The sequence below is a fragment of the Novosphingobium sp. ZW T3_23 genome (genome assembly GCF_044987305.1).
Lineage (GTDB): Bacteria > Pseudomonadota > Alphaproteobacteria > Sphingomonadales > Sphingomonadaceae > Novosphingobium.
In genome coordinates, this window is the sequence record NZ_JBJDRF010000001.1 from 222667 (window position 1) to 245654 (window position 22988).

The following is a 22988-nucleotide window of genomic DNA, read 5'->3' on the forward strand; positions in this document are numbered from 1 at the left end:
CACGGGAGACATGAAATGAAGATCGTTATCATCGGCGGTACAGGGTTGATCGGCCGCCCTCTCGCGGAGATTCTCAGGGCCAAGGGCCATGACATCGTCGTAGCCTCGCCGAGCACGGGAATCGACGCGCTTACCGGGACGGGCCTGGCGGAAGCGCTGTGTGACGCCGCGGTCGTAGTTGACGTGAGCAATGCCCCTTCGTTCGAGGATGCGGCCGCTCTGGCCTTCTTCCGCGGTACGACCGCCAACCTGCTGGCGGCGGCGCACGGCGCCGGGGTGCGCCACTTCATCGCGCTTTCGGTGGCGGGCACCGACCGCCTTCAGGAGTCGGGCTATTTTCGCGCCAAGCTGGCGCAGGAGCAACTGATCGCCGACGGCGGCGTACCCTATACGGTCCTGCGCGCCACCCAGTTCTTCGAATTCCTGGCCACCATTGCCGACGGCTATACGCGGGACGATGGCGTATACCTGCCAAGCATCGCGCTCCAGCCGGTCGCCGCAGCCGATGTCTCGGCCCTGCTTGCAGAGATAGCCACGGCTGCCCCGGCCGGAGGCATCATCGAAGTGGCAGGACCGGAGCGCGCACCGCTGGCCGAATTCACCGCCAGCTGGCTCGGCGCTCGCGACGATCCGCGCCGGATCAGCGTTACCGACGAACGCGACTATTTCGGTGCGCCCGCCGACGACCGCACGCTGGTCCCGGGCGAAAGTGCGCGGATCGCGCCCACCCGCTTCGACGTCTGGCTCGCGGCGCAGTCGCAGGAGAGCGCATCATGACCCGGAGCCTTCCGCTCGCGCTGGCCACGATGCTGGGTCTCGGGTCTGCCGCCAACAGCCTATTCATGCTGATCTCACCCGCGAACTGGTACTTCGCGGTGCCGGGTGTCACCACCACCGGCCCGTTCAACCAGCATTTCGTGCGCGACATAGGGCTGATCTTCCTGCTTGTAGCAATCGCGCTGCTCACGGGTGTCGCCCGGCCCGCGTCGCGCATCCCGCTGTGGTCCGCCGCCGCGCTCTGGCTTGCCGGCCATGCGCTGTTCCATTTCTGGGAAGTGGCCGTCGGCATCTGCGGGACAGGCGCGTTGGTCCAGGATTTCCCTGCGGTGACGCTGCCTGCTATATTGACCACCGCTCTTGCCCTCTGGGCATGGCGCGATGCGGCGCGCAGTCGCCAGGCATATTCGATGAGGGAAACTCTTGTCGCACGGTGATCAACGGCTCTCCGATTTCGAAGCTGCGCGGCCCCGGTTGCTGCGCTTGGGGTATCGTATGCTTGGCTCAATCAGCGAGGCGGAAGATATTCTTCAGGATGCGTGGCTGCGTTGGGCGGCAACGGCGGAGAGCGTCGATACGCCTGCAGCCTATCTGACCCGGATCGTCACCCGCCTATGCCTCGATCAGCTCAAGTCCGCCCGCGTCCGTCGGGAGACCTATGTCGGTGCCTGGCTGCCTGAACCGCTAATGGGCACGACCGAGGCAGAGGAGACCATCGCGGACGACGTGACTCTCACGCTGATGCTCGCAATGGAGCGCCTCTCGCCGCTGGAGCGTGCCGCTTTCTTGCTCCACGACGTGTTCGACATGGCGCTGACCGATGTCGCGGCGACGTTGGGGCGCGACCCTGCTGCCGTCCGACAGCTAGCCTCCCGCGCACGCAAGCACGTGCAGCATGCGCGACCGCGTTTCACCGTGGAGGCGGCCGAGGCCGATCGGATTGCGCGCGCATTCTTCACGGCCGCGCGCGATGGCGACACGGTTGCATTGTCAGCGCTGCTGGCGCGCGATGTCGAGATTCATTCCGATGGCGGGGGTAAGGTCATCGCTTTCCGCAATATCGTGCGGGGGATCGACCGGGCGCTTCGCCTGTTCGCCGGGTTACGGCGCAAGCACAAGTCGGCACCGACGCTGCTGCGCACCGCGACGATCAATGGCTTGCCGGGGTATGTCAGTATCGATCGTGGCGACGTGCTCCAGACAACGGCGCTCGATGTGCGTGACGGTCGCATCGCGGCGATCTACATAGTTCGCAATCCCGACAAGCTGCGCCATCTGGCGGCAGCTTTCGGAACGGAGGGTCATCCACTGCACGGTTCCCGCGAAGCGCGCCCGGAAAGCGGACGCTCCTAGCGGATTGGTGGGCAAAGTTACTCGGTTGTGCCGAGTTCGGCGATGACGCGGTTGCGCGTCATGGACAGCTGCGCGACGAGGTCGGTCAGCAGATAGGCATCGCGGCGGCGCGTCCATGGCTGGGCGGACTGGGGGTCGTACTGCACCGGCAGCGGCACCTCGCGCGCGACCGACGCGCTCATGCCATTGTCGCGGGAGACGATCACGCAGCGCTTCACGTGGTCGCGGTGACCTACGACGGCGACTTTGCCGAGAGCCTGCGCGGAACCGGCATGGGCCACAACCGCCTTGGCTACGCCATCGGTGCTGAGGTAGATCGTCTTGCCGTCCGGCCCCTTGGTGGGATGGATCGACACGACGTCCTTCATTCCATGCTTCTCCGTCAGGACCTGTGCGATCTCCCACTGTGCGTAGACGCGCACGGCCCGGGCGCGCACGATGGCATGGACGGCATCGGCCAGCAGCGCATTGACCGGCCCCGGCTCGGGCATCTCCGCGCCATCGGAGAGCCCTGTGGTGGGATCGACCTTGCCGGTCGGCGAACGATACCCAAAGCTGTAGGCGACGACGCTGTCGGCTTCTCGCAGCGGGAAGGTGGGATATTCCCAGCGGAACCCCGCTTCCGTAATATGCGCGGCCAGTTGCCGCGCGACGGCCTGATCGCCCAGCTCGCCATCCAGCGTCCTTACCATCAGCCGCTCAAGCGCCTCTATGTCGCTGCCCGCATGGGCACTGCCCAAGGCGGCCCCAAGGGCGGAAGGAGCGAAGGCGGCCTGAACTGCGAGCAGGCCGGTCGGCGCCCCGGCGAGTAACGCACGGCGTGTGGTCATGAAAGTCTCCGGTAAAGGGTGGGGCCGGATCGGTAACCCGACCCGGCCAGCTGGTTTCAGAAGCTGACGTTGACGAAGCCGCCCACCGTGCGCCGCGCATTGGGCGAGGTGTAGTGCAGCAGGCCAAGCACGCCGTACTGCTGCCATCCGGTCGAGAAGTACTTGTCGAACAGGTTGCGCGCGTAGACGCCGATCTCGATCGGGCGGTTGGGCAGCGTGACGCTGAGGCGTCCGTTCACCAGACCGTAGCCGGGGACATGCGAGTAGGCGGGCTGGCCCACGACGGTCCAGTACTCGCTGCGATAGGCATAGTCCGCATGGGCCTTGAAGCCGAGGCCCGAGCCGAATTCGTGATCGTAGTCGATTGCTGCCGTACCCGACCACTCGGGCGCATTCGTCAGGCGCGAACCGGTGTAGTTGGTCGTGGCGTTGTAGACGTAATCGGTGAACTTGGCGTCGGTGTAAGTCACCGCTCCGGACAGTTGCAGGCCGCGCATGGGCTGAACCACCAGGCTGCCTTCGATACCCTGGGTGCGCAGGCCGCCGGCGTTTCCGATCACTGTGGCGTTGATCGTTCCGCCTGCACCATCGGGAATCTGCGTCAGGATCGTCGCCTGGAAGTCCTTGAAATCCGAACGGAAGGCATCGAGGTTGAAACGCAGGCGGCGTCCGAACCATTCGGACTTGATGCCGGCCTCCCATGCCTTCACCGTTTCGTCCTCGTAAGGCGCGTACTTGTTGCCGACGAAGGCGATGCCCGCAGGCTTATAGCCGGTGGAATAGCTGGCGTAGAGCATGACGTTGTCCGTCACCTGATACGTCGGCGCGATGCGGAACGAGAAGTTGTCGCCCTTCACGCGGCCAAAATCGTAAGCGGGCGCCGCGCTGGATGCCGTAAAGGCGGGAGTATATCCGGCGATCGGCTCGGCATTGATCGTGACGTAGTCGATGCTCTGCGAATTGTTGTCGTGCGTATAGCGGCCGCCCAGAGTGAGGGCGAGGCGCGGGGTGATGTTGAACTTGAGCTGGCCGAAGGCGGCCATCGTCTCGTTCACCGAATCGAACAGCGAGGCATTGCCGTCTTCACCGATGGCGCCCGTCAGCGCAATCAGCGTGGGCAGGGGCGTCCCTGCACTGTCGTAGAGCGGCTGCCCGCCGGTGGACCACTGCAGCTGCGTCTGGCGCGCGTGCAGGCGGTTGTAGAAGGCGCCGACCAGATACTCCACGAAGCCACCGGTAGGCGATGCCAGATGAATTTCCTGGCTGAACTTGTCCGTATCAAGCTCGCCCAGGTTGAAGGGGATGTAGGCATAGCGATCGTAAGGCGTCAGGCTTGCCGGCGTCGAGTTGTCGTAGCGGGTGGCCCGGTAGGCGGTTATCGAGGTCAGGTCATGATCGCCCAGCTTGGCATTGGCCCGCAGGGAGGTGCCCCATTCCTCGGTAGTGATCTGGCCGAAGGAGGAATCCGCCGTATCTGCACTCTGCGGCCCCGGATAGACGCCCAGTTCGTTGAGGATCGCGGTGACTTCGGCGGACTGGCCCGAAACGGGCGTGCGCACGCTGCTATCCCAGTGATAGGCATAATCGCCCGAAAGCGTCAGGTTGAAGCCGTCCGAAGGTTCCAGATAAAGCCGCGCGCGACCGCCATATTCATGCTGCGAACCGACCTTGCGGTTCAACGTCACATTGCGACCGAAGCCGTCGAAGGCCTGGTCGAAACCCGACACGCGCAAGGCCGCGATCGGGCCGAGCGGCACGTTGGCGGTGGCGTTGAGGATACGCTCGTCATGCTCGCCGAAGCTGGCGCTGGCACGCAGGGACCACTCGTCCAGCTTGGGCTTCGTGGTGCTCACCGCGATGACGCCCGACGTGGCATTCTTGCCGAACAGCGTTCCCTGCGGGCCCATCAGGACATCGACGCGGTCGATATCGACGAGGCCCGTCAGGCCGTTGGCGCGCTGGCCGTCCATCACCACGTCATCGACGACGACGCTGACCGACTTGGCGTTCGAGAAGTCGAACGAAGTACTGCCGACGCCGCGGATCTGGAAGGCGGCGCCCTGGGTGGGATCATACTGCACGCCCGGCATCGTGTACTGCAGATCGGTGACAGAGGTGTAGCCGGTCTTGGCCAAAGTCTCGCCGTCGATCGACTGGATCGCGAGGGGAACCTTCTGGCTGCTCTCGGCACGGCGCTCCGCAGTTACGGTGATTTCGGGGAGCGCGTCATCAGCGACAGGCGCGTCCTCGGCCTGCGCGGGGAATGCCCAGCACGAGGCAGCCGCGCCGGCCAAGATCGTCGAGAGAAGATGAATCGAACGCGTGCGATGAATAGCAGACATGGAGGGCTCCGTCCTGTTGACCGGTGGTCTTCAGGACGCGCCTCTAAAACGCGTGAATGACTCTTTCGAGACAATCGTATGGTATTTTTTAGCCCATAACGTGGATTATCAGTACGACCGTACGGCTCCGGTCAAAGTAGCTATCAGCGCCTGCATGTCAGGGAATTCCGCTCCCTCGGCCAAGGTCCGGAGGCCGTTCCCGATCGCGACCATGACCATGGCCTGTACGCGCGCACGGTCGGAATTCTCTTCGATGCCGAGCCACTGGGCATAAAGAGCGTGTACGTTTTCCGCACGGCGACGGCGCATGTCGATGGCGAACGGTCGAAATGCCGGGTTGGTCAGGGCCGACAGCGCGCATTCGTGCGTGAGGCGGATGATATCGCCACTGCCGAGCCGGGCGTCGGTGGCCCGGATCTGGCTACGCATTCGGCGGTACAGAGCTTCCACGCCTGCAAAGAGGACATCGCGATGCGTCGGGAAGTGATGTGCGACGCTGGACGTCGCCACGCCTGCCGCCTGGGCGACAATGCGATGGGATAAGGCCCCAACGCCCTGCTCGACGATGATATCGGCAATCCTGTCGGCTATGACGCCCTTGGATCCCTGCGGAATGGGAGAGGCTTCATCGAAGGCCGCAGCCGCCGGAATCGCCAGGCGCTCGACCAGCGCCATGTGCCATTCGCTCGCCGCCGGGTCGGGAGCCACGGAGCCATCTCGCAACAGGCCGCGGATGGTCGAATGACGCAGCAGCCGATAGTCCGGCTCGTCCGTCAGAAGAATGGAAAAGACCTGTTCGTCCAGGCAGTAGCGGGCGATGAGGCGCGCCAGCCTGTCTCCCCGCGCCGAACGGGACAGCAGATCACGCCAGAGCGCTTCTCCCGCCTCGAACAATGCTGCAATAGCAGGGAGCGATCGCGGTTCACGCCCGGCCATCAGAGCCAGTTCGCATTGGACGATTGCGGAGGTACGCCGTGCGCCCGCACCCTCGTCCAGCCATTCGGTAATGAGGTCCAGCAGGATGCCGCTCGCCACCGGATCTCTATCACCGACCCGGTCCCGCCATTCCATGCGCGCTGCGGCGGCCAGTTCGATCTCGCGATCGAGCACGGCGGCGATCAATGCCGCACGATCACCGATGCGATAGCTGATCGAACCGACCGAAGTGGCAGCGGCTTCCGCAACATTGCGCAAGCTCATTCCTGCGATGCCCCCCGCCGCGATCACGCTACGGGCGGCGTCGACAACGCGCTGCACTTCCAGCTGCTTTGCGAGTGACTTGGGTATGTTTTCAAGCGCCATACCGGATGGCATATCGCCATCTGCACCGTAGTCCACGGCCTTTCGAACCAAAATTTGAAAGCCGCAGTGAGTGGCCCGCTTCGCGTTCTTCGTGCGGCGGGCCATTTCGACTTATGCCATGACGAGGTAGATCCCGTCCGCCCGCTTGCTGGGCCGCAAGCCGAACAGCGCGCCGATCAGCGCCAGCGATTGCTCGGGCTGGTCGAGGCGGAAGCGACCGCTGAAGGTGCGGCTCGCCAGGGACGGTTCCTGAAGCCGGATGGGATCGGCGCTGTAGCGGCCGAGGCGCTCGATCGCAAAGCCGAGCCGCATGGATTCCGCGTCGAGCCAGTCGTTCTGCCAGTCGGCGTGGGCGGCAGGATCGAAGCTGCCTTCATCGATGGCTCGCCCATCGAACAGTGCCCATTGCCGCGCGGGCACCACCAGTGGCTGTTGCCCGTGCGCCGCCATCGCGACGCGGCCCGAGAAGACGCGCAGCTCGGCAGCGTCCAAGAGCCGGTCGACGCTGAAGCTGGTGCCGAGCGCGGTCATGGCCGCGCCGGGGGTACGTACCTCGAAGGGACGCGCCGCATCGTGGCGTACGTCGAAGCGCGCGGCACCCCGGTCCAGCTCGATGCCGCGCCGCTCGGACGTGAAATGAACCCTGACCGACGATGCGGCGTCGAGCAGCATGTTCGACCCGTCGGGCAGCACGACGTGACGCCGCTGCCCGACGTCGCTGGCGAAGTGCAGCGGATCGGGCGCGGAAGCAGGCTGCCTGCGCGTCAACAGATAGCCCCCCAGCGGCGCGGCGACGAGGGCGGCAAGCCCTGCCGCCAGTGCCTGCCGGCGCCCGAGCCGGGTGGGCCGGGCGTCGTCAAGACGTGGGAAACGCGTGCGAGGCAGAGGCCGCGATCTCGGCAGTTCCGCCAATGAGTCCACCATCCGCGCATCGCGGAAAGGCGCGGTATCGACGGCCTCCAGCAGCGCGGCATCGCTGAGCACCTGGCGGATCCGGGCAAAGGCGCGGGCATTTTCGGGGCGCTCGGAAAGCCACTGCGCCAGTTCGCGCCGCTCGGCCTCGCCCAGTTCGTCATAGCGGTCTGCCCAGTCGGCGGCGGTCTCGATCGTTTCGAGCTGTCGTTCATCCATGGCCCGTCGTTCCCATCCGATCGGTTTTCCAGTCACTGGCCCAATCTCCGCCCAGCGACAGGGTCAGGTCGGCCATCGCGCGCACGAGGTGCTTCTTCACTGCCTCCACACTGAGGTCCAGTTCCGCTGCGATCTCCTGCCGCGACTTGCCATCGATATGGCGGAGGCGAAAGGCCGCGCGCCGCTGCGGTGTCAGGCGCTCCAGCGCCGCCTCGAAGCGGGCGAGGCGCTGGCGATAATCCAGCACTTCATCGGCCAGCGGCAACTCGCAAGCGAAATCCAGGCCGTCCAGTCCCGCTTCCCGCGAAGACTTGCGCGCGCCGGCCATGATCACCGAATCCGCGACCCGAAAAGCATAGGCCAGGGGCTGTTCGATCACCTGCCGGCGCTCCTGCTCGATCACGCGCATCAGCGTTTCCTGCACCACGTCCTCCATGCCTTCGGGGTCGCGCAGGCGCCGGCGCACATAGCTGCGCAGCCGCCCGAGCCCGGCGGAAAGCTGGCTGGCGACATCGCTCATGTACATCGGCGGCAGTCCGGCAGGAAGCTCTGCATGTCCGGCGATCCATAAAATATCCGGCCCATATGAGGCCTGCGATGAAGAGTGTCGTCAGGACAAAACGGGGACAGGTGAAATCCGTGCATCTCTGTCAGAACCGGTATCGCAGCCCGGCGGAGAACACGCGTCCGCTGCGGGTCCGGGCGAGCAGACGCCGCGCGCTGCGGTCGGTGTACTGGACCACCGGGGCGTCGGTGAGATTGCGTCCCTCGATCAAGGCCTGCATCCTTGCGCCGATTGCCAGGTGAGCCGCGAAATCGAGCGTCAGGCTGGGCTTGATCCACTCACCGATATTGCCGTTGTTGCCGATCCCGACGCGGTAGGTGCCGCGATAGGCCGCGGCCACGCGAGCGTCCCAGCCGCGCCCGGTGTAATAGAGCGTGGTATTGCCCGACCAGCGCGAGAGGTCGATCAGCGGCAGGCGGACAGTACCGCTGTCATAGGTGACCTCGCTCCTGCCCGAGGCGAACGTCACGTTGGCGGCAAGGCCCAGGCGGTCGAGCGGCGCGGGAAGAAAACGCAAGTCGCGCTGGATGGCCGCCTCTACCCCGAAGATGGACGCTCCCGATCCGTTAACCGGCTGGATGACGTTGTAGAGGATCGAGCCGTCCTGGTCCTGGTAGAGGAACTCCAGCGGATAGCCGGTCTGCGCGTAGGGTATCACGCTCGTCTCCGAGGTGATGAAGGAATCGAGGTGCTTGTAGAACAGGCCGAGCGAAGCGTAGCCGTCGCGGCCCCAATACTGTTCCAGCGAGAGGTCCAGCGCATCGGAGGTGAAGGGCTTGAGTGCCGGGTTGCCCGAGGTGATCGTGCCGCCGAAGGGCGTGGCGTTGACTTGCGCCGCGGCGCGCAAGTCCGCCACATCGGGCTGGTTGAGATTGCGGCTGGCCGCCAGCCTCAGCAGGAGATTCGGGCGCAGGGTGGCGCGCGCCTGGAACGAGGGCAGCCACGCATCGCGGTGGCTGCGCTGGGAGACGCGGTACTGGCTGGCGTCGGTGCTGGCCTTGCCGGAAGACAGCATGTCGACGCGCTGGTACTGAAGCCCGATCTCGGCCTTGATCGGCCATGGCCCGAGCCCCGTGTCGAATGCCGCCAGGGCGAATGCCGCGTAGCTGTCTTCGTGAACCGCATAGCTGGTGCCGGGCATGTCGTCGGTGCCGGAAAGCACGCGGTTCTGCCCGGTGGCGGCGAAAGTGCGATCGACATCGGCAACGACATAGGGCGCCAGGGTCTTGCCGGGCAGCAAGGTGGTGACGGCGGCCAGCCCGCTTCCCGCCGGGTAATCGACCCGCACGCGCCGCTCGTAGCCGCCGTTGCCGAAATAGCGATAGATTCCGCCGAGCTTCAGGGTTGCGCCGGGCGTGAGCACGCGGGCCACTTCGAGGCGGGCGGTGGCGTTCTGGTTCAGAATGGCATCCTCGCGCGTGTCGGCCCGCATCAGGCTCCATTGCGCGGCATCGGCCGGATCGAAACCATAGCGATTGCCGGTCTCCGATCCTGTCGCGGTATAGCTGAAACTCTTGCCCTTGGCCTGGAGGAAAACCTTGTCGAACACCGGCTCCTGGAAATCGCTTCGGGCATAGCCGAGCCGGGCGGCGATCGTGGTGGCATCATCCAGCGGGGCTTCGAGCGAAAGCACGGCCTGCGCGAATGCGGTATGATCGGCCGTGCGCTTGCTTTCCGAGCGGAAGTCGACGCTGCTGAACTCGGCGGCGGCCATGGTGTCTCCCGCGATCGTCACCTTTTCCAGGCGCTGCGTGCCGGTGACGTCGGCGGTAAGGCCGTTCGTTCCCGCCGCCGCGAGCGAATATTCCTGCCGGTCGTTCGCAAGCCGCGCATAGAGCATATCGAGCGCGATGCGCAGGCCCGTGTCGCTCTCGTGCTCGATGGCGCCCACGAGGTTCAACCGCTCGAAGTTGTTCGTCCAGGTGGAGTAACTCTGCGCGCGCGACATGTAGACCGGCTTTCCGGTCCCGGTAAGCCGCGCGCGGTCCTCGTCGCCCACACCGGCGCCGATGTTCTCCTCGCCGAAGATGACCGGCACCCAATCCCAGTTGCGATAGCCATATTCGGTCACCCGGTTGCGGCTCCAGGACGCCGCGATCAGCAGTCCCCAGGCCTCGTTCCTGCGCGACAGCTCGGCGGTCACTTGCGGTGTCACGCCGTGGCTGTTGGCACCGGCGCGGCCCTGGACCGAGAGCAGGGTGACCGGCCCGGTCTGTTCCAGCGGACTCACAGTGCGCAGCGCCACCGTCCCGCCGACGCCGCCCGCATCCCGGTCGGCCGACCAGGCCTTGAGCACTTCGACTTCCGAGAACAGCCCGGCATCGAAGATCGAGTAATCGAACCGGCGCTGGCGGCTGACGGAGCCGCGATTGTCGAGACCGGACGCGGTGGTTGCCAGCGTCTCCATGCCGTTCAGCGTGGTCCGGGTGAACAGCGGGCCCAGGCCGCGAAGCGAGACTTGCCGTCCTTCGCCGTTATCCCGGCTGACCGCGATACCGGGCAGGCGTTGCAGCGCATCGGCGGCATTGTGATCGGGAAAGGCGGCGATGTCCTCCGCCCGCGTGACTTCCATGATCGACCGTGCGGTCCGCTTGGTTGCGGCCGCCTGGCGTAGGCTTTCCCGGTAGCCGGTAACGAGGATCGGCGGGCCTTCGGTCTCCGGGGGATGGCTGGTTGGAAGCGGCAACGCAGCCGGTTCGGGCGCGCTCGGCATAGACGCCCGCGCCTCCATCACCACGAAACCGCCCGGCATCCGCCGGACTTCGACCGGGAGGCCCTGCGTCACATGGGCAAGTGCCTGTTCGACCGTCAGGCGCTTGTTCACGGCATGGCGGCTGCGTAGATCGGGGCCGACGGAGGTGACGATCTGCACGCCCGATTTCTGGGAGATCATCCGCAGCACGTCGGCAAGACGACCGGAAGGAATGTGAAAGGCAATCGCGCCGTGTTCGGGGACCGCCTCGCGCGCGGCGGCGCTCCCGGCCGCCATCGGGGCGGCCAGTGCCAGAACCATGCAGCATGCGACGCGCCGACCGCGAACCTTGGGAAACACGAGCCCTCCGGCGCGGGCGGCTATCAGGGCGGGATGACGGTTATGTGACCGTTCCGGGGGCGGCTCGATCGCAATGCAAAGGCGGGGGGCAAACCTTGCCCCCCGCCTTCACTTCATTCGATGGATGCGGTCTGCGCGGCCGTCAGAACTCGAAGCGGACGCCGCCCATGATCGTCGTGCCCGAGCGGGTGTTGACGTAGAGCCGCTTGGTGCTGTCCGAGTATTGCTTCTCGTGTTGGTTGGTGAGGTTGATGGCATCGAGCGTCAGCTGAACACCCTCCATCACCTTGTAATGGGCGGACATGTCGACATAGACCGTTGCCGCATAGCCCGAGAGGTCCTGATCGAGACCCAGCGTGCTGGTGATCGGCGCCGCGCTGTAGACGTAGCTGCTGCGGTAATTGGCAGAGCCGCGAATGTCGAACTTCGCATCCTGGTAATAGAGCGTGATATTGCCGTTGTACTTGCTCAGCCCTTCCAGCGTCGTGTTGGCGCCGCCTGCGTACATCGTCGAGTAATCGTATTTCGAGTTGACGTAAGTGAAGTTCACCGCCGTACCGAAGTGGTCGAAGGGCGCGGGCAGGAACGTGAAGTCGGTCTGCGCGGCGAGTTCCAGTCCCCAAAGGTCGGTCTTGCCCAGGTTCACCGGGCGCGAGAACGTGGTGACATTGGTGCTGCCGGTCACGCCCGCGACGAGGTCGGTGGAAAGACCGGTCTCGCTGTAGGGCACGTCGTTGACGGTCTGGGTGGTGATGAAGCCGTCCAGCGTCTTGTAGAACAGGGCGGCGCTGACGGAGCCGACCTTGCCGAAGTAATACTCGACCGAAAGATCGAGGTCGGTGGACTTGTAGGGCTTCAGCGCCGGATTGCCGATCGAGACCGAGAGTTCGCCGTTGTCCCCCACGGAGACGGTCCCGTTCACCGCAAGCGATCCGAGCGCGGGCCGATTGATGTTGCGCGCCGCCGAAGCGCGGACGACGAGGTTCTGCGTCGCATCGAAGATCAGGTTCATGGCCGGCAGGAAGCCCTGATAGCTCGACGACACGGAGATCGGCGCTTCCGCGCCGCCTACCGTGCCGATCCCCGCCGAAAGAATATCGGTGTGATAATAGCGTCCCCCGATGTTACCCCTGAACGGCATGCTGCCAAGCATGTGGTTCCAGTCGTACTGAAGGTAACCGGCGGCGGTGCGCTCCTCTACCGAAAAGACGCTGTTCTTGCTGATCAAATACTTGCCGCGATCGATCCCGAGCGCGGACAGGGCCTTGTCATAGTCGACGATCACCCAGTCCTGGCCCTTGTAGCCTTCGTAGACTTTCGCATAGTCGCTCATATCGGCGCTGACGGTACCGTTCTTGAACCCGGTCAGCAGGGCATCGTTGTAGGTGCGCTTGAAGCCGGAGTTCTCGAACCGGCGCCACTCGCCGCCGATCGAGATCTTGTCGTCAGGCGTGATTTCATAGGCCAGGCTGCCTTTGACATTATCGAAGGCGCTGTCCTGGAAGCTCTGGTTCATGTCGATTTCGTGGGCGTGATAGTTCGACGTATCGCCGGTGTCCCAGCCGTAAGTATTGGAAAGCGCATAGCTTCCCCCGCGATAGTCGGTCACCACATCGCCGTAGGCCTCGGTGTAGAACTGGTCGCTCAGCGGCATGTCATAGCTGGAACGCTCGATACCGCCGAGGAACGTCGCCTTCAGGCCCGGCACGATCTCGGCGTCGCCACTGAAGGTAAGCTGCTTGAATGTGTTCGTGGCTTTCTGGACACGCGTCTCGGTCGCGGTCTGCCCGCCCGAGACATCGAGGTAGGTCACCTCGTTTTGATCGTTCCACTCGATCGCGTTGATGGTGGAGTTGGGATAAGTCACACCCGCGAAAGTCTGCCCGCCGCCCAGCCAGGTCGAGCCGCCGCCGCCGCGCGAGGCCAGATGGGTCTCGAAACGATCGGCCTTGTACTTGCCGTAGAGGCCGTCCAGCGTGAGGTGGACGGTATCGACCGGATTCCATTGCGCCGAAGCCGTCACGCCGAGGCGGTCCTGCGTGCTGTCCCATACCGAGAGGCGATTGCCGCGCGCGAAGCGCAGCGTGCCGGAGTTGATCTTGTCCCGCTCTTCCTGCGTCAGCGCCGAGATGTCCGAGCCGTTGGCCTTGTTCAGGCGCCAGCGATAGGTGTCCACGCCGGTTTCGCGGGTCTGGCGATGGCTGTAGGCGGCGGAGACGAGAATGCCGAAATCGCCCCAGTTCTTCGAGACCAGTCCGGTCAGGCGCGGCTGGAAGTCCTTGGTCAGGGTGTTGGTGCCGCCCGAAGCGGAGAAGGCGACTTTGGTGCCCTCGGAATCGAACGGGCGCGCGGTATAGAGGCCGACGGTGCCGGCCAGTCCGCCCTCGCTCTGCTCGGCGGAAAACGACTTGCGCACGTCCACGCGGCTGAATAGCTCGGCGGCGAAGATGTTGAAGTCGAAGGCGCGATCGCGCGTGCCCTGGCCCCGGCTGTCCTGCGGGGAATCGACGTTGCCCAGCACTTCCATGCCGTTGAGCTGGACGCGGGTGAAATCGGGACCAAGCCCGCGGAGACTGACGCGGCGCCCTTCGCCCGCCTCGCGATTGATGGCGACGCCCGGCAGGCGCTGCAACGCTTCGGCAAGGTTGAGGTCAGGGAAGGCGGCAATGTCCTCGGCAACGATCGAGTCCTGGATGATCGTCGCGCTGCGCTTGACGTCGCGGGCGCCCTTGAGGCTGGCGCGGAAGCCGGTGACGACGATGTCGCTTTCCGGCTGAGGGGCCTGTTCGTCTTCGGCAAAGGCGGGCTGAATAGCCGTCGCGCTCATGGCGATAGCGGTCGATGCCAGCCAGAGGCTGCGCTTGGTCCACATCTGAATAACTCCCCGATCTTCGGTTTCACAAGGCCACGAGCAGGAACATCCGTGGCGGTCGGGGGTGGAGAGAGTGCGCGGCGGGTATCGGGGACAATAAAGTTGTGAAAGTTAGGGGTCAGTTTTATTGCATTTCCGTTTCAGTGCCTTTTGGTTAGATTTGTTCCTCCGTATGTGACTTGTAAATCTATAATTTGTTATACCATACATTTTAAATAGAGTAGTTGTTTTTGGAGATAATTCATAATCATCTGATATATTAATAGAGATATAGTAAACTGTTTTAATATTCTATTTTAAGTAGTTCATAAGAATCCGAGGAATTCCGGATAAAATGGAAGGCCCGGCTAGGTGCAATTATTGCTCGGGGCCCAAGACTGCCAGGTGCACTCACCGGAAGCGGCGGCTATCCCGGTAGAGGGCGGGAAGCGTGCGTGTCGGGAGACGGAAAATTCCGCAGCGCATCAAAATATATGGGCAGGAACGTCCGTTTGCCCCCTCATTCCTCTAGAATCAGATTAACACCCTGCAAGCCGCTAAATGATTAATTTGGCCGGCAAGAACCCAGAGGATAAAATGCGCCAAGTTATCGCAGTCGCGGACTCCGTGACGGTGCGTTCCGCTCGCGAGTTCGCCAGTGTTCTTTCCAATGAATTCGACACTGGGCGCGATAGTGAACTTGATCTGTCTGCGCTGAAAGATGTGGATCTTGCATTTATAGAAATAGTTTACTCTGCCCGCGCGCAATGGGGGGTGGCGGGTCGTGAACTGCGTCTGACGCATCCCGTCCAGGGCGCGGTCCTGCCGCTGCTCGAACGTGCGGGCTTCCTCACGGATATCACCCCTCGGGATCTCGAATTCTGGTTCCACGGAGAACTGCCGCAATGACCGCCTCTATCCTTACCGTCGACGATTCCCCCAGCCTCCGCATGGCGATCCGTATCGCGCTGACCGGCGCGGGCTACGACGTCACTGAAGCGGGCGACGGCGTCGAGGGGCTCGCTGCAGCAGGCGCCAAGCGGTTCGACCTCATCATCACCGACCTCAACATGCCCAACATGGATGGGCTGACGATGATCCGCGAACTGCGCAAGGCACCCGAACAGGCCGGCATTCCGATCATCTTCCTCACCACCGAGAGCGACGATTCGATGAAGCAGCAGGCCAAGGCCGCCGGTGCCACCGGCTGGCTGGTCAAGCCCTTCGTGCCCGAGCAGCTCATCAAGGTCTCGCGCAAGGTCCTGGGCCGGTGAGCACGCAAGACCCGATCGCGGCGTTCCGCGTCGAGGCGGGCGATCTGCTCGACCAGATCGAGCAGGGCCTGCTCGATCTCGGCCACCGGCTGGACGACCGCGCGCTGATCGACGAAGTGTTCCGGGGCCTGCACACGCTGAAGGGCTCGGGCGCGATGTTCGGCTTCGACGCGCTGGCCGAGTTTACCCACCACTGCGAGACCGCTTTCGACCGCGTGCGCAAGGGGCTGGCCCCGGCGACGCAGGAACTGGTGGCGGTGATCCTTTCGGCGCGCGACCACATGCGCGCGCTGATCGAGGGCGATGGCGCAGGGCTGGAAAGCGCCGGCGCCGCCATCCTCGCGCAGCTTCAGGACGCGATCGAAGGCGCCTCGGACAGCGAGCCCGCCGCTCCTGCTGCTCACGCATCGAAGGGCTGGCGCCTGTTCTTCCGCCTTCCAGCCGAGGCCATGGCCAATGGCACCAACCCGCTGATGCTGCTCGACGAGCTGCGCGACCTTGGCGACTGCCGGATCGTCGCGCGCACCGATACGATCCCGCCGCTGGCGGAACTGGTGCCGACCGAATGCCACATCGGCTGGGATGTCGAACTTCGCGGCGACATCTCGCGCGACGACATCGACGACGTGTTCATCTTCGTGATGGACGACATGGAACTGACCATCGCGCCGCTGGACGTCGAGGCGGCGCCGGATCAACCTGCACTAATATCGGTCGAAGCCCCGTTGGAAGTCCCCTTGGCAGCCAAGGCCGAAGCGCCCGTCGCCGAGGCATCCCCGATGGCGCAGGACGGTCCAGCGAGCCGGACGCCCGCCAAGCCCGCCGGAGAAAGCGTGCGCGTGCCCGCCGAGCGGCTCGACGAACTGATGGACCGCGTGGGCGAACTCGTGATCGTCCAGAGCCGCCTTTCGCAGCTTGCCAATGGCCACGGCGCGGCGGCCGGCAGCGAACTGGCGCTGCGTTCGATCTCGGAGGAGATCGAGCGGCTCGCGGGCGAACTGCGCGATACCATGATGGTGCTGCGCATGGTGCCCGTCGCCAGCCTGTTCAGCCGTTTCCGCCGTCTGGTCCACGACCTTGCACGCGAGACCGGCAAGACCATCGAACTCTCGACCGAGGGCGAGACCACCGAAGTCGACAAGACCATGATCGAGCGTCTGGCCGACCCCATGGTCCACCTGATCCGCAATGCCTGCGACCATGGCCTGGAAACGCCCGAGGATCGCCTTGCCGCCGGCAAGCCCGCCGCCGGGCAGGTCCGCCTCTCGGCCCATCAGGCGGGCGGCGAAGTGCTGATCACGATCCGCGACGATGGACGCGGCATCGATCGCGCCCGCGTGCGTGCCAAGGCGGAAACGCAGGGGCTGATCCAGCCCGGCCAGTCGATCTCCGACCACGACCTGCTCCAGATGATCTTCCATCCCGGATTCTCCACGGCGGCACAGGTGACCAACCTGTCCGGGCGCGGCGTCGGCATGGATGTGGTGAAGCGTACGATCGAAAGCCTGCGCGGCGCCATCGACATCGCCTCGGCGCCCGGCGAAGGCTCCACCGTGGTGCTGCGCATTCCGCTGACCCTGGCGATCATCGACGGACTGCTCGTGCGCGTGGGCGAGGGGCGCTACGTGATCCCGCTCGGCGCGGTCGAGGAATGCCTCGAACTCAGCCTTGAGGAAGACCTGCGTTCGCGCGGCCGCAGCTTCATCACCTTGCGCGACCGGCTGGTGCCGTTCCTGCGCCTGCGCGAAATCTTCGACACCGGCACGCGGCCCGATCCGCACCAGAAGATCGTCGTCATCGCCACCGGCACCGAGCGTGTCGGGATGGTGGTGGACCAGATCATCGGCAGCCACCAGACGGTCATCAAGTCCATGTCCCCGCTGCACCGCGACGTCGCGACCTTCGCGGGCGCCACGATCCTGGGCGACGGCGGCGTCGCCCTGATCCTCGACGTGGCGCAGCTCGTCATGCTCGGCCAGAACCAGGAGGAGCGGCTGCGCGCCGCCGGATAAGCTCTATGCCCGAACAGACAGCCACGCAGTGGGATGCCGCCGGCAATCTCGAAGTCCTGACCTTCAACCTCGGCGCCGAGACTTTCGCGCTGGAGGCCACGCTGGTCCGCGAGATACTGGACCTGCTCCCCGAAACCCGCGTGCCCGGCGCGGCGCCGCTGCTGGGCAGCGTCGTCAACTTTCGCGGCAAGATCATCCCGATCGCCGACCTTCGCCTGGCATTCGCCATGCCCGCCGCCGAAGCCACGGTCGACAGCCGCATCGTGGTGATCGAGACCGAAGCGGAAGGCGAGACGTTCCAGATCGGCATTCGCACCGACAAGGTCCACGAAGTGGCCACGCTGCAACGCGCCGCCAGCGAGGAGCCGCCCGCCGTCGGCATGCGCTGGCGCCGCGATTTCGTTCGCGAGCTGGTGCGCCGGCAGGACGGCGTCGTCGTCCTGCCCGACCTTGCCGCAATCTTTCGGTCGCTGGCCGGGGGGAACGATCCCGCCGTGGCCCAGCCATCCACAGTACATTGAGCCGGGGAACCGAAATGCGCGCAACTATCAAGCTGAAGCTCTGGGGGACTTTCGGGCTCCTGCTGATCATCATGGCCTCCGTCATCGTGGTCGGCGTTTCCCGCCTCGCCACGCTCAATGACGCCGTGGGCGATCTCGTTGCCGGCCCAGCCAAGCAGCTCGACCGCGCCCGCGCGATCGATAGCGGCGTCAGCATGATGGTTCGTTCCGAAAAGAACCTGGTCCTCGCGAGCGACCCGGTGGAACGGCGCGAACTGGAAACGCGCATCACCACTTGGCGCGACCGGGTGGAGCAGGAAGTCGAGCAGGCCAATGCGGTCGCCTCGGAAGGCACGCGGGCAAGCTGGGCGCAGCTGCGCGAGCAGTGGAATGCGTTCAAGCCGGTGAACCAGCAGGTGAGCGAACTCAGCGCCCATGACAAGGCTGCTGCCGCCACCCTGACAATGGGCGAATCCCGCGATCGCGCCCAGGCCGTGACCAAGACCGTCGAAAGCCTGGTCCAGGCCCAGCAGCGCATGATGAGCAAGGCCGACGAGGATACCGAAGCGACTTACGGTTCGGCGCGTTCGCTGATGATCGGCATGGGTCTTGCCGCCGTGGTGATCACCCTGATCGCCGCCGCCTATCTCGCGCTGCTGATCTCGCGCGGGCTGAAGGCAGCCGGAGATGCCACGCGCCAGGTGGCCGAAGGCGACCTGACCCGCACCGCCGAGGTTACCTCCAACGACGAGATCGGTGATCTGCTCGGCAACGTGAACACCATGATCGAGCGCCTGCGCGGCGTGGTCGGCGATGCGACCGTGGCGGCCGAGAACGTCTCGGCGGGCAGCCAGGAACTCTCGGCCAATTCCGAGCAGGTGTCGCAGGGCGCGACCGAGCAGGCCGCCGCTGCCGAACAGGCCTCGGCCTCGATGGAAGAGATGGCCGCCAACATCAAGCAGAACGCCGACAACGCGGCGCAGACCGAGAAGATCGCGCGCCAGTCGTCGAAGGACGCGGAATCCAGCGGCGTCGCCGTGGAGCGCGCAGTCGGGGCGATGCGCACGATTGCCGAGAAGATCGGCATCGTCCAGGAAATCGCCCGCCAGACCGACCTGCTCGCCCTTAACGCCGCCGTCGAGGCGGCCCGCGCCGGGGAACATGGCCGCGGCTTCGCGGTGGTCGCCTCGGAAGTGCGCAAGCTGGCCGAACGCAGCCAGCATGCCGCCGCCGAGATCGGCGCGGTCTCCACCGAGACCGTGCAGGCGGCAGCCGAAGCGGGCGAGATGCTTTCCAAACTGGTGCCCGACATCCGCCGCACTGCGGAACTTGTCTCGGAGATAAGCGTGGCCTGCCGCGAACAGGATATCGGCGCGGCCCAGATCAACGAGGCCATCCAGCAGCTAGACCAGGTGACCCAGCAGAACGCCGGAGCCTCCGAGCAGATCTCGACGACCTCGGAAGAACTCGCCGCGCAGGCGGAGGAGCTTCAGGCCTCGATCGCCTACTTCCGCACCTCCGATGGCGGCAGCCGCCGTTCCATGGCGCCCGCGCCGGTGCGCAAGCCGGCACAGGTGGCACGCAAGGCCGCCCCGGCGGCGGTCCGCAAGCCGCGTGCGCTATCGGTGGCCGAGCAGCAGGCCCGCGTTCGCGGTTTCGCGCTCGATCTCTCGACCGGCGGTCCCGACAGCGAGGACGACGCGTTCAGCACCCACGCGGCCTGACGCCCCTCACACCGACTTCTCATTACCGACTTTCCCCCCAATCCGCCTTCCAGGATTCCCATTGCCATGCGCGCTACCATAAAGATGAAACTGGGCGTGACTTTCGCCATCATCCTGATCCTGCTTGCAGTGGTCGTCGGCGTCAGCCTGACGCGCCTCGGCACGCTCAACACCGCGATCACCGATCTCATCGACGGCCCGGCCGCCCGTCTCGACCGGGCGCAGCAGGTCCAGGTCGTGTTCGGAACGCTGGCGCGCAACGAGCGCAACATGACGATGACGAACGATCCGGAACTGGTGAAGGAATTCGACGACAAGGCCACTCGTTCAATGGCCGAATTCGACCGTCTGCTGGATGAGGGCGAGGCGAATGCCGCAGCCGAAACCAAGCAGACCTGGAGCGAGATGCGCTCTTCGTACGAGACCTTCAAGCCGCTGGACGCGCGCATCAGGGCGCTGGCACGGGCCGGTCAGAACGAGGAGGCGGCAGCGCTGGCGTTGGGCAATGCCCGCGACTCGCTGGACCGCGTGACGAAGCAGACCGAGGATCTCGTGGTCCGCGCCCGTCAGGACATGGAGCAGGTCGATAAGGAAACCGACGCGCTCTACGGCTCGGCGCGCGTGACGCTGCTGACGGTCGCCGCCGTCGCCTTCATCGGCGCGCTGGTCGGTGCGGTGTGGATTTCGCTGATCGTCTCGCGCGGTCTCGGCCGGGTCGGCAACGCAATCAACGCGGTGGCCATCGGCGACCTCGACAACGACGTGGAAGTGACCTCGAACGACGAGATCAAGGACCTTGTCGACACCGTCAACAAGATGACCGCCAACTTGCGCGTCAGCGCCGCCCTGGCCGACAAGATCGCGGACGGCGACCTGACGGTCAGCCATAAGCCCCTGTCGGAACAGGACAAGCTGGGCCATGCTCTCGTCCGCATGATCGAGCGCCTGCGCGGCGTGGTGGGCGATGCCACCGTGGCCGCCAACAACGTCGCAAGCGGCAGCCAGGAACTTTCCTCGACCTCCGAACAGGTCTCGCAGGGCGCGACCGAGCAGGCCGCCGCTGCCGAACAGGCCTCGGCCTCGATGGAAGAGATGTCGGCCAACATCAAGCAGAACGCCGAGAACGCCGCCCAGACCGAGAAGATCGCGCGCCAGTCGGCCCAGGACGCGGAAGCCAGCGGCATTGCCGTCGACCGTGCGGTAGGCGCTATGCGCACCATCGCCGAGAAGATCGGCATCGTGCAGGAAATCGCCCGCCAGACCGACCTGCTCGCCCTCAACGCGGCTGTCGAGGCGGCGCGCGCGGGTGAACATGGCCGCGGCTTCGCCGTCGTCGCTTCGGAAGTGCGCAAGCTTGCCGAACGCAGCCAGGGCGCTGCCGCCGAAATCGGCGCGGTTTCGTCCAATACGGTCGATGCCGCCACCGAGGCGGGCGAGATGCTCTCCAAGCTGGTGCCCGATATTCGCCGCACCGCTGAACTGATCTCGGAAATCAGTGCCGCCTGCCGCGAACAGGACATCGGCGCGGGCCAGATCAACCAGGCGATCCAGCAGCTCGACCAGGTTACCCAGCAGAACGCCGGGGCTTCGGAAGAGATTTCCGCAACGTCGGAAGAGCTGGCGGCCCAGGCCGAGGAACTCCAGGCCTCGATCGCCTACTTCCGTGTCGACGATGCCGGCAAGGCCCCCCGTGCCGCCGCCAGCGCACGTAAGGCAACGCCAATCAAGACGGCCGTGAAGGCGCCCGCGAAGCGCCCTGCGGCGGCCGATGGCCAGGCCCGCACCAACGGCTTCGCGCTCGACCTCGCCATGGGCGGCCCGGACGCCCGCGACGACGCCTTCGGGATGCACGCGGCATGAGCGACGTCCAGGAGATCCAGGCCGTTACCTTCGGCCTGGGAGCGGAGATCTTCGCGGTGCCGGTGACACTGGTCCGCGAGATCCTGGACTACCGCGAAACCTTCCGCATTCCGGGCGGGCCGGACTACCTGCTCGGCCTCACCGACATGCGCGGTGAAGGCGTGACCACGATCGACTTCCGCCTGCGGCTGGGCCTGCCGCAGGCGGAGCCGACCCCGGCGACGCGCATCCTGGTGGTCGACATCCCGCTGGAGGACCGCGTGCTGGTGCTGGGGCTGGTGGTGGACCGTGTGATCGAGGTCACCAGCTTCCGGGCGGACCAGATGGGCGGCGCGCCGGACGTCGGCGTGCGCTGGCCGTCCGAATATATCGGCGGCGTGGTGAAGCGCGAGGAGGGCTTCACCGTGCTGGTGGACATGCCGCGCATCTTCTCGGCCGAGGAAGCCTCGCGCCTGTCCTTTGCTGCCTGACGTCCTTCGCTGCCTGACCCTCAATTCGAATTTCCGGAGCCGCGCAGATGACCGCAACCGCGCAAACGACAGCCTTGGCCAGTCGCAATTCGTCCAGTGCCCCCGCAGCGGCACACCCGGGCAGCGACCCGATGAGCAAGCGCAATTTCGCGCGGCTGGCGGCCTACATCTACGACTATTCCGGTATCAAGATGCCCGAGAGCAAGAAGACCATGCTCGAAGGCCGCCTGCGCCGCCGCCAGCGGGCGAGCGGCGCGCGCACGCTCGACGACTACTGCGATTACATCTTCGCCGCTGAAAACCTGGCGGAGGAAGGGCTCTCGCTGATCAATGCGGTCACTACCAACAAGACCGACTTCTTCCGCGAGCCCGGCCATTTCGACTACCTGAGCAAGGTCATCCTGCCGGAAATGACCGCGCGCGGCGTGCGCACGATCCGCGCTTGGAGCGCTGCCTGCTCGACCGGGCCGGAACCCTACACCCTGGCTATGGTGCTGGACGATCATGCCGATACTCAGGGCGGACCGGACTATGGCATTCTGGCCACCGACCTCGATACCGACGTGCTCGAAGCCGCGCGTGCCGGCATCTATCCGGCGGAACTCGTCGATCCGGTGCCGGATGCCCTGCAGCGCAAATATGTGATGTTCCCGCGCGATCCGGCGCGGCGCGACGTGCGCATGGTGCCCGCGCTGCGCAGCGCGATCGGCTTTGCACGGCTCAACCTGATGGACGATCGCTACCCGGTGGGCGAGCCGATGCATCTGGTGTTCTGTCGCAACGTCCTGATCTATTTCGACAAGCCGACCCAGAAGCAGGTCGTCTCCCGCCTGGTCGATTGCCTGAAGCCGGGCGGCCACCTGTTCCTCGGCCACTCGGAATCGATCACCGGGCACGACCTGCCGCTGACCCAGGTGGCCAATACCGTGTTCCGGAAGGGCTGAG

The 22988-nt window shown here is 65.2% G+C and carries 18 protein-coding genes; 11 read left to right on the top strand and 7 right to left on the bottom strand.

Annotation, left to right across the window (positions count from 1 at the left end; translation table 11 throughout):
- The first annotated feature begins 15 nt into the window (after window positions 1-15).
- From ACI3K3_RS00965 to ACI3K3_RS00975, 3 genes are read left to right on the top strand one after another with little or no spacing between them, the layout of a single operon-like run.
- Window positions 16-777: an SDR family oxidoreductase gene (locus tag ACI3K3_RS00965; RefSeq protein ID WP_404911501.1), complete on the top strand. Its 762-nt coding sequence runs from the start codon at window positions 16-18 to the stop codon at window positions 775-777.
- A complete protein-coding gene (locus ACI3K3_RS00970) occupies window positions 774-1214 on the top strand; it encodes a hypothetical protein (RefSeq protein WP_404911502.1) in 441 nt (146 codons plus the stop codon). The genes ACI3K3_RS00965 and ACI3K3_RS00970 overlap by 4 nt, the downstream gene beginning before the upstream one ends.
- Window positions 1201-2130 carry a sigma-70 family RNA polymerase sigma factor gene (locus tag ACI3K3_RS00975; protein ID WP_404911503.1) on the top strand — a complete coding sequence of 310 codons (930 nt, stop codon included), beginning with the start codon at window positions 1201-1203 and terminating at the stop codon, window positions 2128-2130. The genes ACI3K3_RS00970 and ACI3K3_RS00975 overlap by 14 nt, the downstream gene beginning before the upstream one ends.
- A gap of 17 nt (window positions 2131-2147) precedes the next feature.
- On the opposite strand, the gene ACI3K3_RS00980 is transcribed toward ACI3K3_RS00975, so the two are convergent.
- The 7 genes from ACI3K3_RS00980 to ACI3K3_RS01010 form a co-directional block, all read right to left on the bottom strand.
- On the bottom strand, window positions 2148-2960 hold the full coding sequence (locus ACI3K3_RS00980) for a hypothetical protein (protein WP_404911504.1): 813 nt from the start codon (window positions 2958-2960) through the stop codon (window positions 2148-2150).
- Between the two features lie 56 nt (window positions 2961-3016).
- Window positions 3017-5302, bottom strand: a complete 2286-nt coding sequence (locus ACI3K3_RS00985; protein WP_404911505.1) for a TonB-dependent receptor — start codon at window positions 5300-5302, stop codon at window positions 3017-3019.
- A 108-nt stretch (window positions 5303-5410) separates the two neighbouring features.
- A complete protein-coding gene (locus tag ACI3K3_RS00990) occupies window positions 5411-6709 on the bottom strand; it encodes a TetR family transcriptional regulator (RefSeq protein ID WP_404911506.1) in 1299 nt (432 codons plus the stop codon).
- 6 nt (window positions 6710-6715) lie between these two features.
- Window positions 6716-7735: a FecR family protein gene (locus ACI3K3_RS00995; protein ID WP_404911507.1), complete on the bottom strand. Its 1020-nt coding sequence runs from the start codon at window positions 7733-7735 to the stop codon at window positions 6716-6718.
- A complete protein-coding gene (locus tag ACI3K3_RS01000) occupies window positions 7728-8255 on the bottom strand; it encodes a sigma-70 family RNA polymerase sigma factor (protein ID WP_313438383.1) in 528 nt (175 codons plus the stop codon). The genes ACI3K3_RS00995 and ACI3K3_RS01000 overlap by 8 nt, the downstream gene beginning before the upstream one ends.
- Before the next feature lie 130 nt (window positions 8256-8385).
- Window positions 8386-11313 carry a TonB-dependent receptor gene (locus ACI3K3_RS01005; RefSeq protein ID WP_404911508.1) on the bottom strand — a complete coding sequence of 976 codons (2928 nt, stop codon included), beginning with the start codon at window positions 11311-11313 and terminating at the stop codon, window positions 8386-8388.
- Window positions 11314-11494: 181 nt separating this feature from the next.
- Complete coding sequence (locus ACI3K3_RS01010) at window positions 11495-14224, bottom strand: TonB-dependent receptor (protein WP_404911509.1); 2730 nt, start codon at window positions 14222-14224, stop codon at window positions 11495-11497.
- A 540-nt stretch (window positions 14225-14764) separates the two neighbouring features.
- Here ACI3K3_RS01010 and ACI3K3_RS01015 point away from each other — a divergent pair.
- From ACI3K3_RS01015 to ACI3K3_RS01050, 8 genes are all read left to right on the top strand, one after another.
- Window positions 14765-15112 (top strand): STAS domain-containing protein, encoded by a 348-nt coding sequence (locus tag ACI3K3_RS01015; protein ID WP_404911510.1) that lies wholly within the window; start codon window positions 14765-14767, stop codon window positions 15110-15112.
- A complete protein-coding gene (locus tag ACI3K3_RS01020; protein ID WP_313438372.1) occupies window positions 15109-15477 on the top strand; it encodes a response regulator in 369 nt (122 codons plus the stop codon). The genes ACI3K3_RS01015 and ACI3K3_RS01020 overlap by 4 nt, the downstream gene beginning before the upstream one ends.
- A complete protein-coding gene (locus ACI3K3_RS01025; RefSeq protein ID WP_404911511.1) occupies window positions 15474-17489 on the top strand; it encodes a chemotaxis protein CheA in 2016 nt (671 codons plus the stop codon). Before ACI3K3_RS01020 ends, ACI3K3_RS01025 begins: the two co-directional genes overlap by 4 nt.
- Window positions 17490-17494: 5 nt before the next feature.
- A complete protein-coding gene (locus tag ACI3K3_RS01030; protein WP_404911512.1) occupies window positions 17495-18010 on the top strand; it encodes a chemotaxis protein CheW in 516 nt (171 codons plus the stop codon).
- A 14-nt stretch (window positions 18011-18024) separates the two neighbouring features.
- Window positions 18025-19713, top strand: a complete 1689-nt coding sequence (locus tag ACI3K3_RS01035) for a methyl-accepting chemotaxis protein (RefSeq protein WP_404911513.1) — start codon at window positions 18025-18027, stop codon at window positions 19711-19713.
- Window positions 19714-19779: 66 nt separating this feature from the next.
- Window positions 19780-21573 carry a methyl-accepting chemotaxis protein gene (locus ACI3K3_RS01040; protein ID WP_404911514.1) on the top strand — a complete coding sequence of 598 codons (1794 nt, stop codon included), beginning with the start codon at window positions 19780-19782 and terminating at the stop codon, window positions 21571-21573.
- Window positions 21570-22043: a chemotaxis protein CheW gene (locus ACI3K3_RS01045; protein ID WP_404911515.1), complete on the top strand. Its 474-nt coding sequence runs from the start codon at window positions 21570-21572 to the stop codon at window positions 22041-22043. Before ACI3K3_RS01040 ends, ACI3K3_RS01045 begins: the two co-directional genes overlap by 4 nt.
- 131 nt (window positions 22044-22174) lie before the next feature.
- Entirely contained in the window at window positions 22175-22987 is an 813-nt protein-coding gene (locus tag ACI3K3_RS01050) for a CheR family methyltransferase (RefSeq protein WP_404911560.1), read from the top strand.
- Window position 22988 lies beyond the last annotated feature (1 nt).

Excerpts from the sequence above, each read along its gene's own strand:
- ACI3K3_RS00965 (WP_404911501.1), top strand. The coding sequence starts at position 16 with ATGAAGATCGTTATCATCGGCGGTACAGGGTTGATCGGCCGCCCTCTC.
- ACI3K3_RS00970 (WP_404911502.1), top strand. The coding sequence starts at position 774 with ATGACCCGGAGCCTTCCGCTCGCGCTGGCCACGATGCTGGGTCTCGGG.
- ACI3K3_RS01005 (WP_404911508.1), bottom strand. The coding sequence starts at position 11,313 with ATGGTTCTGGCACTGGCCGCCCCGATGGCGGCCGGGAGCGCCGCCGCG.
- ACI3K3_RS01040 (WP_404911514.1), top strand. The coding sequence starts at position 19,780 with ATGCGCGCTACCATAAAGATGAAACTGGGCGTGACTTTCGCCATCATC.
- ACI3K3_RS00995 (WP_404911507.1), bottom strand. The coding sequence starts at position 7,735 with ATGGATGAACGACAGCTCGAAACGATCGAGACCGCCGCCGACTGGGCA.
- ACI3K3_RS01020 (WP_313438372.1), top strand. The coding sequence starts at position 15,109 with ATGACCGCCTCTATCCTTACCGTCGACGATTCCCCCAGCCTCCGCATG.
- ACI3K3_RS01015 (WP_404911510.1), top strand. The coding sequence starts at position 14,765 with ATGATTAATTTGGCCGGCAAGAACCCAGAGGATAAAATGCGCCAAGTT.
- ACI3K3_RS01010 (WP_404911509.1), bottom strand. The coding sequence starts at position 14,224 with ATGTGGACCAAGCGCAGCCTCTGGCTGGCATCGACCGCTATCGCCATG.
- ACI3K3_RS01000 (WP_313438383.1), bottom strand. The coding sequence starts at position 8,255 with ATGAGCGATGTCGCCAGCCAGCTTTCCGCCGGGCTCGGGCGGCTGCGC.
- ACI3K3_RS01030 (WP_404911512.1), top strand. The coding sequence starts at position 17,495 with ATGCCCGAACAGACAGCCACGCAGTGGGATGCCGCCGGCAATCTCGAA.
- ACI3K3_RS00990 (WP_404911506.1), bottom strand. The coding sequence starts at position 6,709 with ATGGCCCGCCGCACGAAGAACGCGAAGCGGGCCACTCACTGCGGCTTT.
- ACI3K3_RS01050 (WP_404911560.1), top strand. The coding sequence starts at position 22,175 with ATGAGCAAGCGCAATTTCGCGCGGCTGGCGGCCTACATCTACGACTAT.
- ACI3K3_RS00980 (WP_404911504.1), bottom strand. The coding sequence starts at position 2,960 with ATGACCACACGCCGTGCGTTACTCGCCGGGGCGCCGACCGGCCTGCTC.
- ACI3K3_RS01035 (WP_404911513.1), top strand. The coding sequence starts at position 18,025 with ATGCGCGCAACTATCAAGCTGAAGCTCTGGGGGACTTTCGGGCTCCTG.
- ACI3K3_RS01045 (WP_404911515.1), top strand. The coding sequence starts at position 21,570 with ATGAGCGACGTCCAGGAGATCCAGGCCGTTACCTTCGGCCTGGGAGCG.
- ACI3K3_RS00985 (WP_404911505.1), bottom strand. The coding sequence starts at position 5,302 with ATGTCTGCTATTCATCGCACGCGTTCGATTCATCTTCTCTCGACGATC.